The sequence below is a fragment of the Ewingella americana ATCC 33852 genome (assembly GCF_000735345.1).
Lineage (GTDB): Bacteria > Pseudomonadota > Gammaproteobacteria > Enterobacterales > Enterobacteriaceae > Ewingella > Ewingella americana.
The window spans coordinates 1-13,429 of record NZ_JMPJ01000056.1 but is presented as its reverse complement, the minus strand read 5'-3'; the positions used below and the strand labels follow the sequence as shown (position 1 = coordinate 13,429).

Sequence of the window (13,429 nt, the reverse complement as noted above, 5' to 3'; positions counted from 1 at the left end):
GAATGAAAACGCTGCTGATGATAGACAGTTCGCTGGGACAGGCTCGCAGCCAACTGGCGAAAAAAATGCTCGCTGCTGCTGCGGCGAAAACCGGCCACGCTCTGGTAGAAAGCGTTGCTGACGCCGAACTGGTGGTGGTGGCGGGTGATAACGCACCATCCGATGCCCAGCTTGCTGGCAAAAATGTGTTTGTTGGCGATGTCGCGCTGGCTATTCGCGAGCCGGAAATCTTCCTGCAACGCGCCTCGGCGGAAGCTAAAGCTTATGTTGCACCGGCCGTAGCTCCGGCTCAAGCGGCGGCAGGCAACGGCCCGAAACGCATTGTGGCCATTACGGCTTGCCCAACCGGCGTAGCTCACACCTTTATGGCGGCTGAAGCCATTGAAACCGAAGCCAAAAAACGCGGCTGGTGGGTGAAAGTCGAAACCCGCGGTTCCGTTGGCGCGGGTAATGCCATCACGCCAGAAGAAGTGGCTGAAGCCGATTTGGTTATCGTGGCGGCGGACATTGAAGTGGATCTGGAGAAGTTTGCCGGTAAGCCGATGTATCGCACTTCCACCGGCTTGGCCTTGAAAAAGACTAAGCAGGAGCTGGATAAAGCTTTGGTGGAAGCGGAAGTCTTCGAGCCGAAAAAGCAGGGTTCTCAGGCAGCTGCCGGTAAGAAGAAAGAGACGGGCAACGGCCCATATCGCCACCTGTTGACTGGCGTGTCTTACATGCTGCCAATGGTGGTGGCGGGCGGCCTGTGTATCGCGCTCTCCTTCGCCTTCGGGATTAAAGCTTTTGAAGTGAAAGGCACGCTGGCTGCGGCCTTGATGCAAATTGGCGGCGCATCTGCCTTTGCGCTGATGGTGCCGGTACTGGCTGGCTTTATTGCTTTCTCCATCGCTGACCGTCCGGGCCTGACGCCGGGTCTGATTGGCGGCATGTTGGCGGTGAGCACCGGCGCTGGCTTCCTCGGCGGTATTATCGCCGGTTTCCTTGCGGGTTATGTCGCCAGATTTATTGGTAGCAAACTGCGTCTGCCGCAAAGTATGGAAGCGCTGAAACCTATCCTGATCATCCCTTTGTTGGCGAGCTTGGTTACTGGCTTAGTGATGATTTACGTGGTGGGTACGCCGGTTTCTAAAATTCTGGTTGGCCTGACTAACTGGCTGCAATCCATGGGGACGGCGAACGCGGTTCTTCTCGGTGCAATCCTTGGTGCGATGATGTGTACCGACATGGGTGGCCCGGTGAACAAAGCGTCTTATGCCTTCGGCGTGACGCTGCTCAGTTCCTCGGTTTATGCTCCGATGGCGGCGATTATGGCGGCAGGCATGGTGCCACCGCTGGCAATGGGTCTGGCGACCATTCTGGCGCGTAAGAAATTTGAGCAGGGTGAGCGCGAAGGCGGCAAAGCGGCGATGGTGCTGGGGCTGTGCTTCATCACTGAAGGTGCGATCCCGTTTGCAGCGCGTGACCCAATGCGCGTCCTGCCTTGCTGTATCGCGGGTGGTGCTTTAACTGGTGCGCTTTCAATGGCATTCGGCGCTAAATTGATGGCACCGCACGGTGGTCTGTTCGTGCTGCTTATCCCAGGCGCAATCACGCCAATCCTCGGCTATCTGGTGGCGATTATCGCCGGTACGCTGCTGGCGGGTGTCTCTTACGCCTTGCTGCGCCGCTCCGATGCTGCGCAGGCCGCGAAAGTGGTTGCTCAGTAAGAAAGAATGACGAGTAAAAGAAAAGGGCGCCTCGGCGCCCTTTTTTAATGCAGATTTTGCAGATTAGCTCTGAGCTTTTTGCTCCGACTTCAGCCACGCAATTTCATCTTTCCAGATATCTGGATTGACGGTTTCCAGAATCATCGGGATGCCGTCGAAGCGCGGGTCGCGCATCATCCAGCTAAACACGGTTTTACCGATATTTCCTTCGCCAAGGCTGTGGTGGCGGTCAACGCGGCTGTTGAATTCGCTCTTGGCGTCATTCAGATGCATGCCGCGCAGATATTTAAAGCCAACCACGTCTTCGAAGTGTTTGAAGGTTGTGATGCACTCTTCTTCGGTACGCAAATCGTAGCCTGCGGCAAAAGCGTGGCAGGTATCGATACAGACGCCGACGCGGCTTTTGTCTTCCACGCCATCAATGATTTTCGCCAAATGCTCAAAGCGGAAACCTAAGTTGCTGCCCTGACCAGCGGTGTTTTCGATCACCGCAGTTACGCCCTCGGTTTTGCTCAGCGCAATGTTCAGCGACTCAGAAATCTTCTCCAGACACTTATCTTCGTCGATTTGCATCAGGTGGCTGCCCGGATGGAAATTCAGCAGCGACAGGCCGAGCTGCTCGCAGCGCTGCATCTCATCAAGGAAGGCTTCACGGGATTTTTCTAGGGCTTCGTCCACCGGGTGGCCGAGGTTAATCAGGTAGCTGTCGTGGGGCAGGATTTGATTGCTGCTGTAGCCATATTTTTCGCAAGCGACCTTAAACTTCTCAATCACATCCTCTGGCAGAGGTGCGGCTTTCCACTGGCGCTGATTCTTGGTAAACAGCGCGAACGCCGTGGCTTCCAGCTCGTGTGCGCGGATGACCGCCTGATCGACGCCACCCGCGGCACTGACATGTGCACCAATAAACTTCATGTTCACTCCTCTGCGATTCATGCTTGTTATGCTCGGATCATAGCGCCTTGGCGGTTTGCATGCAGCAGAGAAGTGTTAAAACTCTTCGAGATTGGGTTATCAGCCGAAGAAATGCTGCACCAAACCGTTGATCCCCGCGCCGCCAACAATCAGCCAGACGAACAGCAGGGCGGCCAGCAGAATCGGTTTCAGGCCTGCCTGACGCAGGGCGCTGACGTGAGTGGTCAGTCCCAGCGCCGCCATCGCCATGGCCAACAGCACGGTGTCGAGGGTGATCAGCGGCGCAATCCAGCTGTGCGGCAGAATATCCAGCGAGTTAAAGGCGGCGACCACAATAAAGAGCAGGGCAAACCATGGAATAGTGATGTTGCTCATGCGGCCAGTGTTAGGCGCGGTCTTCACGTTGCCACGGCTTTTCCAGCCTGAAAGCAGCAGCAGGAAGGGGGCGAGCATCATCACGCGGATCATTTTGGCGATCACCGCCGCGTTTTCGGCATCCGGGCTGACACCCTGACCTGCCGCCACGACTTGCGCCACTTCATGCACGCTCGAGCCGGTATAAATCCCAAACTGCGCCGCGCTGAAATCAACCCAGTGGTGTTGCAGATTGAGCTGCCACAGCCACGGATAGATAAAGATGGCGGCGGTGCCGAAGATAACCACCGTGGCGACGGCTACCGTGACTTTTTCACTTTTGGCGTTGAGCACCGGCTCGGTGGCCATCACCGCCGCCGCCCCGCAGATACTGCTACCTGCACCAATCAGCATTGAGGTTTCGCTATCCAGCCCGAAGACCTTTTTGCCCAGCCAGCAGGCGAGGGCGAAGGTGGAGCAGAGCATCAGGGCGTCAATCAGAATGCCGGTCGCGCCGACGTCTGCGATTTGCGCGAAGGTCAGGCGCAGGCCGTAAAGAATGATGCCAAGGCGCAGCAGGCGCTGCTTGGCGAGGTTCACGCCGTCGTGGCAAATCGGGCGAATGGACGGATAGAGCGTGTTGCCGATAACCATACCAATCAAAATCGCCAGCGTCAGGGCGCTCAGCCCCAAATGGTTCAGCTGCGGGAAGTTGCTCAACCACACGGAAACCAGAGTCACTGCGCCGGTGAGAACTAAACCGGGTAAAACGCGTCCAAACCACAAGGGCTGCGGAAAGAGGCGATGAGTCTGTTTTTCGTTGAATGGGTGGGTTGCATGATTCATGGTGTTGGCCTTCTCAGTGATTCCTGAGATAAGACTAACTGCGGCTTATATAAAAAAGAAATTGATTATAACTTTATAACCTATCGCTAAAAGCGGTATAGAATGCGGCAACTGTTGCTCAGCATGATTGACAGGTGCATTGCGGCTATACTTAAACGAAACCAAAGGAATGAGGCCGGATTTTAATGGTTCATTCTGCGATTCGCACTTTTGAAACTAAGAAAACCTCTGATGAGCAACACAAAACGCGGGCGAAGTGGCTCGCGTGACGGATAACCATTTATGCACATTACATTGCGACAACTTGAAGTATTTGCCGAAGTGTTGAAAAGCGGATCGACGACGCAGGCATCAATTGTTCTGTCGCTATCGCAATCTGCGGTTAGTGCAGCACTGGCGGATATCGAAGGGCAGCTCGGCGTCCAGTTGTTTGACCGTGTGGGGAAACGACTGGTGATTAACGAGCATGGGCGTCTGCTTTATCCTAAAGCCTTGGCTTTGCTGGAGCAGGCGGCAGAAATAGAGCGATTGTTCAGTAAAGACAATGGTTCGCTGCGCATCGGTGCCAGTAGCACCATCGGCAACTATATGCTGCCGGGGATGATTGCCAACTACCGGCTGGATTTTCCCGCGACGCCGCTGGAATTGAATGTCGGCAATACCAATGACGTGATTAACGCGGTGGCGGAATTTCGCGTTGACCTCGGCCTGATTGAAGGGCCATGCACCATGCCAGAGCTGCTGACCCAGCCTTGGCTGGATGACCAACTGGTGGTGTTCTGCGCCCCTGCCAATCCGCTGGCGGGGAAAAACGTCACCATGGAGATGCTGGCTCAGGAGCCTTGGATCCTGCGCGAGCGCGGCTCCGGCACGCGGGAGGTGCTCGACCACCTGCTGCTGCCGCAAATGCCAGACTTCAATCTGGTGATGGAGCTGGGTAACTCCGAGGCAATCAAACACGCGGTTCGCCATGGAATCGGTATCAGTTGTTTATCTCGCCGGGTGGTCGCGGAGCAATTGACCAGTGGTACTTTGGTGGAAATTCACCTGCCAATTCCGCCCTTGGTGCGCAAGCTGTACCTGATTCATCACCGCCAGAAACATATCTCCAACGCCTTATCGCGTTTCCTCGATTACTGTAAAGACCCTTTATAAAGAGTGAGATACTTCGAGTTGCAGGGGGAATAACCCTGCAACTTGACGTATTACCCCCAAGGTTTTGCTAATGATCCATAAGCTATTATGAAGGTGTCTTATAACAGGTCGTTCCTGCTATTCAGACAGTCACGTTTTGCTACAATCCGCGCGTAAAATTTCAAATAACAGCTTAAACAGGGCAAAAATGGCTCAACCATCGACTAAAAATTCGCAGCCAGCACCGTCTGGACTGCGTCGCGAGCTAAAAGCCCGCCACTTAACTATGATCGCCATTGGCGGTTCAATCGGTACTGGTTTATTTGTTGCTTCTGGGGCGACGGTTTCACAGGCAGGGCCGGGCGGAGCGCTGCTCTCCTACGCGTTAATCGGCATCATGGTCTACTTCCTGATGACCAGCCTTGGCGAACTGGCGGCCTTTATGCCGGTTTCCGGCTCCTTCTCAACCTACGGTTCGAAATATGTCGAAGAGGGCTTTGGTTTCGCCCTTGGCTGGAACTACTGGTACAACTGGGCGGTGACCATCGCCGTTGACCTCGTGGCTTCTCAACTGGTGATGAACTACTGGTTCCCCGACACGCCGGGCTGGATTTGGAGCGCCTTGTTCCTCGGCCTGATCTTCTTGCTGAACTACATCTCCGTGCGCGGTTTTGGTGAAGCAGAATACTGGTTCTCGCTGATCAAAGTGGTCACGGTGATCATCTTCATCATCGTCGGCGTGCTGATGATCACCGGCATTATGCGCGGTGGCGAAAGCGCGGGTTGGCACAACTGGGCGATTGGCGACGCGCCGTTTGCCGGGGGCTTTGCTTCGATGATTGGCGTGGCGATGATAGTCGGCTTCTCCTTCCAAGGGACCGAGCTGATTGGCGTTGCTGCCGGAGAGTCTGAAAATCCGGGCAAAAACATCCCACGCGCCGTGCGTCAGGTGTTCTGGCGTATCCTGCTGTTCTATATTCTGGCGATTCTGGTGATCAGCCTGATCATCCCTTACACCGACCCGAACCTGCTGCGCAATGAAGTCGGCGATATTAGCGTCAGCCCGTTCACGCTGGTGTTCCGCAATGCTGGCCTGCTGTCAGCGGCTGCGGTAATGAATGCCGTGATCCTGACTGCCGTACTGTCGGCGGGTAACTCGGGCATGTACGCCTCAACGCGCATGCTGTTTACCTTGGCCTCGGAAGGCAAAGCGCCGCGTATTTTTGCCAAGCTGTCCAAAGGCGGCGTACCGCGCAACGCGCTCTATGCCACTACGGTGGTGGCGGCTCTGTGCTTCTTAAGCTCCATGTTTGGTAACCAAACGGTTTACCTGTGGCTGCTGAACACCTCGGGCATGACCGGCTTCATCGCGTGGTTGGGGATTGCTATCAGTCACTATCGCTTCCGTCGCGGCTATGTGTCGCAGGGGCGTGACCTGAAGGACTTGCCTTATCTGTCCGGCTTCTTCCCGTTCGGCCCGATTTTCGCCTTCGTGCTGTGCCTGATTATTACTTTGGGCCAGAACTATCAGGCGTTCCTGAAAGACACCATTGACTGGTACGGCGTGGCGGCGACTTATATCGGCCTGCCGCTGTTCCTGATCATCTGGTTCGGTTACAAGTGGACTCGCGGAACCAAAGTCGTCAAGTACAGCGAAATGGAATTCCCTGAGCACCAAGATAAATAATCGATAAAACAGCAATATATGAACAAGGCAGGGCTTAGGCTCTGCCTTTTTTTATCGAGAAGCCTTTAGTAGTACAGGTTAACGCTTTGTTACCTGCGATTGATTTTTTCCGGCCAGAACATCCTGTAGTCTTAATAGCTTCTGCATATCGCATTGATAATTATTATCGTTTCCATTATTGTTATGCCCTCTTCAGGGAAACGTAAAGGAATTGCAAGAAGATGATTATGCAGGATAAATGTCGTTTTACAGGAGTGAAGGGCGCTGTGGTAAGCCTGATTTTAGGGCTTTGCAGCACACAGGCATTAGCGGTTACCGTAACAGATATTGCGGGTCGAACCGTGACCGTGCCGGATAACGTACAGCGCATTGTTTTGGGCGAAGGCCGTCTGTTTTACGCGGTCTCTTTGTTGGAAGGGCAGAAGCCCTTTGACCGCATCGTCGGCTGGCAGGGGGATTTCCGTAAACTGGATCCTCAAACCTATGCGGTGTATCGCGAGAAGTTTCCGCAAATTGATAAAATACCGCTGATTGGCACCACGACGGCTGACAGTATCAGCCCGGAGAAGGTGCTGACGCTGCGTCCTGATATCGCCATCTTTGGCCTTGCTGGACACGGCCCCGGCCGCAGCAGCGAGTTAGTTGGCCAGCTTGAGAAAGCGGGCGTGCCGGTGGTGTTTATTGATTTCCGCACCTCGCCGCTGAAAAATACTCTGCCAAGTATGGAATTACTGGGTAAAGTGCTCAACCGAGAGAAGCAGGCGCAGGATTACATCCAGTTTTATCGCAACAATATCAAGCGTGTAACGGATGTCACCAGCAAGGTGAGTGAAGAAAATAAGCCGAAAGTGTTTATTGAACTGCGAGCCTCGACCACCGATGAATGCTGCCGCTCCGCCGGAAATGGCAATATGGGCGACTTTATCGATTTAGCCGGTGGCGTTAACATTTCCAAACCGTTGCTGCCCGGCCCGCTGGGGCAGGTCAATCTGGAAAAAGTGATCGCTTCCCAGCCTGACATCTATATTGCCAGCGGTGGCCGTGCGCCGGCGAAAGACGGAGACACCTCGGTGCCAACCAGTCTAGTTCTGGGCGCGCAGGTGACGCCACAGCAGGCGCAGGCGAGCTTCACGCCGCTGCTGCAACGCAAGGGGATTTCCACCTTGAAGGCGGTTGAAGAGGGCCATAGCTTCGGGATTTGGCACAATTATTACAACTCACCGTACAACATGTTGGCGGTGCAGGCGTTTGCTAAGTGGTTCTATCCGCAGAAGTTTGCTGATTTAGACCCTGAGCAGACCATGAAACAGATGTACCAACAGTTTTTGGCGGTAGAGCCTTCTGGCACCTACTGGACTGAAGCCAAAAAACAGGAAAGCGGGCAGTAAGCTGCTGCACGTTTGAGATTTATAAATCACTGAGATGTCTAGAAACATGAGCGCAACTACCGATCCCTTGCTGAATACCAGCCCGCAGGCTGATGGCAGCGTGATGGGACGCTATCAAAATATTGTCCGTCGCCGTCTATTAATCATGTTGGTGCTGGTGCTGGCGATTGTCGCCTCGCTGCTTATCGACTTCGTTATGGGGCCATCGGGGTTGTCGCTCGGTACACTTTGGCAGACGCTGTTTGATTCGGCGTCTGCTGATGCCGGTACTCGCGTTATTGTTTGGGATATCCGCCTGCCTTATGCCTTGATGGCTATCGCGGTGGGCATGTCGCTCGGCCTCGCCGGGGCAGAGATGCAGACTATCCTTAATAACCCGCTGGCGTCGCCATTTACCCTCGGCGTCTCCTCGGCGGCGGCCTTCGGTGCCGCGCTGGCGATTGTGCTGGGTATTGGTATTCCGGGAGTGCCGGATCAGTGGTTTATCTCGGCTAACGCCTTCATCTTCGCCTTACTCGCCGCATTAATGCTCGACGGCATCACGCGCTGGACGCGAGTTGCCAGCTCCGGCGTGGTGCTGTTCGGTATCGCACTGGTCTTTACTTTCAACGCCTTAGTCTCATTGATGCAGTTCATTGCCACCGAAGATACGCTGCAAGGTCTGGTGTTCTGGACCATGGGCAGTCTGGCGCGCGCCTCGTGGGTCAAGCTCGGAGTGATGCTGCTGGCCTTCTTTGTACTGCTGCCTTGGTCGATGATGAGCGCGTGGAAGCTGACCGCGCTGCGTCTCGGCGAAGACCGCGCTATCAGCTTTGGTATCGACGTGCGCCGTCTGCGCCTCGGTACGCTGCTCCGTATTAGTATTCTTTCCGCGCTGGCGGTGGCTTTCGTCGGCCCAATCGGCTTTATCGGTCTGGTTGCGCCACACATCGCCCGCCTGATGTTCGGTGAGGATCATCGCTTCTACCTGCCAGCCAGTGCGCTGATTGGTGCTCTGGTGCTGTCGATGGCTTCCGTTGCCTCGAAAAATCTGGTACCGGGCGTCATTATTCCGGTAGGTATTGTGACTTCTCTGGTTGGCGTGCCGTTCTTCCTGAGTATTATTCTGCGTCATCGGGGGAACGTCTGATGTCTGACACCACTTTAGAATTTGCTGCAAAAACTGACTTGAATTCAGCCACCCAAGGGCTGCAAATCCGTGGTTTTAAAGCGGGCTACCCGAAACGTCTGGTGATCAGTGACCTGAACGTGCCCATGCTGCCACGGGGAAAAATCACCGTGCTGCTGGGGCCAAACGGCAGTGGCAAATCCACGCTATTGCGCTCGCTGGCTGGGTTGAATCGCGCCGAAGGGCAGTTGATCCTCGACGGACACGACCTGATGCCAATGCCTTTCGCCCGTCGCGCCGAGCAGGTGGTCTATCTGCCTCAGTCGCTGCCTGCGGGTGTGCATCTGCACGTGCTGGAGTCGATCATTGTGGCTCAACGCGCCTCGGGCAGTAATAGCAAACAGGCGGAAACCACCGAGCAGGTAATGACACTGTTGCAGCAACTGGGCATTGAACATCTGGCCCTGAGCTACCTCGACCAGCTCTCAGGTGGCCAGAAACAGCTGGTGGGTCTGGCGCAGTCGCTGATTCGCCAACCGTCGCTGCTGCTGCTCGATGAGCCTTTGTCAGCACTGGACTTGAACTACCAATTCCACGTGATGGACTTAGTGCGCAAAGAGACGCAAAAACGCAACATCGTCACCGTCGTGGTGGTGCATGACATTAACATCGCGCTGCGCCACGGCGATCGCGTATTGATGCTGAAAGACGGCAATCTGATTGCCGATGGCGAGCCTGAAGAGGTGATCACGCCAGACAGTCTGGCGCGCGTCTATGGCGTGCGCGGGCGCATCGAGCGCTGCTCGCAGGGAACGCCGCAAATCTTGATTGATGGGTTAGTCAGCGCTCCCTCCATCTAAATATGCTCGTCTTGTTTCGAGCTGCAGGTGTGTTGGCTGCATTCATTCGCCCGAATCACTTACTTGAGTAAGCTCATCGGGACTCTTTCGCTTGCCGCCTTCCCGCAACTCGAAACATTTAGGGCATATGTGCAGTTTTTTTATAAATAATCAGGCCGCCAAAGTAGTGGCCTGATGTTTCAACCTTCAATTTGTGAGCCTAACCAAATAACAATCCTCTATCCCGGGCGGCACACCCGCGCCTGTCATCCGGCGATATTGGCTTTTTAACAAGTTCGCTTGTTATTTTATCTCATGGAGAGAATGCAACATGGTCAAGGTTACATGGACACCGGCAATGAAGGCCGGATTATTCGCACAGCTGTTCACCGCCGCGTTTCCGGTGTTTGCCGAAGACGCCAAAGAGGCAAAGGATAACGAGGATCAGATAGTCGTTACCGCCTCTTCGGTGCAACAAAACCTCAAAGATGCTCCCGCCAGTATCAGCGTCATCACCCACGATGAGTTGAATAAAAAGCCGGTACAAAACCTGAAAGATGTCTTGAAAGACGTGCCGGGCGTGCAGCTCACCAGCGAAGGCGACAACCGTCAGGGCGTCAGTATTCGCGGCTTGAGCAGCAGCTACACGCTGATTTTGGTCGACGGCAAACGCGTTAACTCACGCAACGCCGTATTCCGCCATAACGATTTTGATCTCAGCTGGATCCCCGCCGAGTCTATCGAACGCATCGAAGTGGTGCGCGGACCGATGTCTTCACTTTACGGCTCCGACGCGCTGGGCGGAGTAGTCAACATCATCACCCGTAAAGTCGGCAAAGCCTGGCACGGCACCTTAAGCGCAGACACCACCGTGCAGGAGCACCGCGATCGCGGCGATAGCTACAACGGCAACTTCTTCACCAGCGGCCCGATAATCGACGACCTGCTTGGAGTGAAAGTCTACGGCGCGTTGGGAAAACGTGAGAAAGACCAGAAGGATTCCGCCAGTGGTTCAGGTGATTTGCCGCGTATTGAGGGTTACACCATGCGCAATGCCAATGCTGAATTCACGCTGACGCCGAAAGACAATCAGGACCTGACCTTTGGTTACGGTTTCAACCGTCAGGATCGCGATTCCGACACGCTGGATAAAAACCGTATGGAGCGCGAGAACTACTCGCTGGGACATAATGGCCGCTGGGGCTGGGCTAATACCGAATTGCGTTTCTACGGCGAAAATATCGAGAATAAAAACAGCGACACCATTACTTCGAAAAACAACTCGCTGGACGGCAAAGTTGTCGTGCCACTGGGCGAAATCAATCAGCTATTCACCCTCGGCGGCGAGTACCGCAACGACAAGCTGGAAGATAACGTTAATCTCTCCGGCAGCGGCAGTACTCAGGCCAACCAGTACGCAATATTTATTGAAGATGAATGGCGGATGTTTGAGAATCTGGCCTTCACCGGCGGCGTGCGCATGGACGACCACGAAAACTACGGCGTGAACTGGTCACCGCGTGCTTATCTGGTCTATAACGCCACCGACACCGTCACAGTGAAAGGCGGCTGGGCCACGGCGTTCAAAGCTCCGTCACTGCTGCAACTCAGCTCCGACTGGACCAGCGCTTCTTGTCGCGGCGCCTGTGAAATCATCGGTAACCCGGACCTCAAGCCTGAAACCAGCGAAAGCGTCGAGCTTGGCCTGTACTACGCGGGCGAAGAGGGCATCTTGGAAGATGTCACCGCCAGCGCCACGGTGTTCCAAAACGACGTTGACGACATGATTGGCATCAACCGCACACGCGACCGCGCGCAGGCCCCAAGCTACAGTAACTTTGTCGGTTTTGATAAATCAGGCAACCCGATTTTCAAATATTACAACGTTAACAAAGCACGTATCCGCGGCCTGGAAACGGAGTTGAAGCTGCCGCTAAGCGAAGCCTTTGGCCTGAAGCTTAACTACACCTACAACGACGGGCGCGACTTGAGCAATGGCGGCAACAAGCCACTCAACACGCTGCCGTTCCATACCGCCAACGCCACCCTCGACTGGGATCCGCAGGAGGACTGGAACCTCTATCTGACTGCCAACATGAAAGGCCAGACCCGCACCGTGAGCGACAACGGCGCGACGCCGGGCGGTTATACCATGTGGGATACCGGTGGCTCATACAAAGTGAACAAAGCCGTGAAGATCCGCGCCGGGGTGCTGAACCTGCTGGATAAAGACTTGAATCGCGATGCTTACAGTTATAACGAGGATGGACGTCGCTACTTTGTGGCGGTTGATTATAAGTTTTGATGGGCGGCTGCCCAGACCTGCAGTGAAGTTTTAACTTCAACATCAAAACCGTGGGCGTCGGCCCACACCGACCAGGGGGCGGCTTATCGCCACCGCCCCCTGGACCCCCGGACTCTTTCACTGCGCGCTCCGCTGGTTGGGCGGACGTGTTTCAGAAACTTCGGTGTTCACCGCAAAATGCCGCCGCTTAGGCGGTGCCCTCAGTTCGGGTTCGGACCCACTCGCATACCCCCGCTCGTCGTTTCTCACCTCTCCCTCGGCGTCATTTTTGACTGCGGTCTATTGGCTTTTCCGTCGTGCCGTTTCAGTCAGCCCGTGCTTAGGTTGATTTTCTTCTCTTCTATATTTCAAAGTAGAAAGCTGGCAATGGGTTGCTTATAATGCCGCCCCTTTTTGCTTGGTGGTTGCTCATTGAGGTACTCATGAAACTGTCTGATCTTGGTCATCGAATATGTATTTTGGGTCCTTCTAATAGTGGTAAATCAACGCTTGCTGACGCCATCGGCAAGAAGTTGGATTTGAAGATTGTTCATCTCGACCGGTTGTATCATCTTCCCAACACTCATTGGCAACCTCGGCCAACGGAGGAATTCGTTGCGCTTCACGATGAAGAGATCCTTGGCGAAAGATGGGTTATCGACGGTAATTACTCGAAGTTGCAGCCACAGCGCCTCGCCAGAGCAACAGGTATTATTGTGCTAGATGTCTCCACGGCATTAAGCGTCGTGCGCTACCTCAAACGGACATTGTTCGAAAAGCATCGCTACGGCGCGCTGGAAGGGGGCAAAGACAGCCTGAACTGGGACATGTTCCATCACATCATTTTCGTCACACCGAAAAATCGTAAACGTTATACGAAGCAGTTTGCACAATGGACGCTGCCGAAAATCAGGCTTGCCTCGGCAAGAGAAATCGCAAAACAGATGCGCGAGTGGGAGTTACTGTAATTTTTTCATCAGTTTGAAGGTCAGAACAGCACTTCCCTGAAACGGCACGGTCGAAATGCCTCAAAACCGCAGTCAAAAATGACGCTGAGCGAATGGTTCGAGACCTATGGCTCGAAGCCTGAAGCGAAGGAACCGCCTAAGCGGCGACATTTTGCGGTGGAGAACGGAAGCCCCTGAAACACGGCCATTCAGCCAGCGAC

Annotated in this window: 10 protein-coding genes; 8 read left to right on the top strand and 2 right to left on the bottom strand. The window is 54.6% G+C overall.

Annotated features, from left to right (window positions below):
- The first annotated feature begins 2 nt into the window (after window positions 1–2).
- Entirely contained in the window at window positions 3–1,706 is a 1,704-nt protein-coding gene (gene fruA / locus GEAM_RS11585; protein WP_034791625.1) for a PTS fructose transporter subunit IIBC, read from the top strand.
- 63 nt (window positions 1,707–1,769) lie between these two features.
- On the opposite strand, the gene nfo is transcribed toward fruA, so the two are convergent.
- Both nfo and GEAM_RS11575 read right to left on the bottom strand, forming a co-directional pair.
- Complete coding sequence (nfo, locus tag GEAM_RS11580; protein ID WP_034791624.1) at window positions 1,770–2,621, bottom strand: deoxyribonuclease IV; 852 nt, start codon at window positions 2,619–2,621, stop codon at window positions 1,770–1,772.
- 99 nt (window positions 2,622–2,720) lie between these two features.
- On the bottom strand, window positions 2,721–3,821 hold the full coding sequence (locus GEAM_RS11575; protein WP_034791623.1) for a YeiH family protein: 1,101 nt from the start codon (window positions 3,819–3,821) through the stop codon (window positions 2,721–2,723).
- A 282-nt stretch (window positions 3,822–4,103) separates the two neighbouring features.
- On the opposite strand from GEAM_RS11575, the gene yieE reads away from it, so the two are divergent.
- The 7 genes from yieE to GEAM_RS11540 all read left to right on the top strand — a co-directional run bounded on the left by yieE (window position 4,104) and on the right by GEAM_RS11540 (window position 13,229).
- Window positions 4,104–4,976 carry a DNA-binding transcriptional regulator YeiE gene (gene yieE, locus GEAM_RS11570; protein ID WP_034791621.1) on the top strand — a complete coding sequence of 291 codons (873 nt, stop codon included), beginning with the start codon at window positions 4,104–4,106 and terminating at the stop codon, window positions 4,974–4,976.
- A gap of 187 nt (window positions 4,977–5,163) precedes the next feature.
- The gene (locus tag GEAM_RS11565; RefSeq protein ID WP_034791620.1) at window positions 5,164–6,642 is read left to right on the top strand and encodes an amino acid permease; all 1,479 of its coding nucleotides are present in this window, start codon (window positions 5,164–5,166) and stop codon (window positions 6,640–6,642) included.
- A 221-nt stretch (window positions 6,643–6,863) separates the two neighbouring features.
- A complete protein-coding gene (locus tag GEAM_RS11560; protein WP_128124466.1) occupies window positions 6,864–8,030 on the top strand; it encodes an ABC transporter substrate-binding protein in 1,167 nt (388 codons plus the stop codon).
- A 46-nt stretch (window positions 8,031–8,076) separates the two neighbouring features.
- Entirely contained in the window at window positions 8,077–9,159 is a 1,083-nt protein-coding gene (locus tag GEAM_RS11555; RefSeq protein ID WP_034791619.1) for a FecCD family ABC transporter permease, read from the top strand.
- The gene (locus GEAM_RS11550; protein WP_051899489.1) at window positions 9,159–9,998 is read left to right on the top strand and encodes an ABC transporter ATP-binding protein; all 840 of its coding nucleotides are present in this window, start codon (window positions 9,159–9,161) and stop codon (window positions 9,996–9,998) included. Before GEAM_RS11555 ends, GEAM_RS11550 begins: the two co-directional genes overlap by 1 nt.
- 310 nt (window positions 9,999–10,308) lie before the next feature.
- Window positions 10,309–12,282 carry a catecholate siderophore receptor CirA gene (gene cirA, locus GEAM_RS11545; protein ID WP_034791618.1) on the top strand — a complete coding sequence of 658 codons (1,974 nt, stop codon included), beginning with the start codon at window positions 10,309–10,311 and terminating at the stop codon, window positions 12,280–12,282.
- Window positions 12,283–12,704: 422 nt separating this feature from the next.
- Entirely contained in the window at window positions 12,705–13,229 is a 525-nt protein-coding gene (locus GEAM_RS11540) for a P-loop NTPase family protein (protein WP_034791708.1), read from the top strand.
- Window positions 13,230–13,429: the final 200 nt, after the last annotated feature.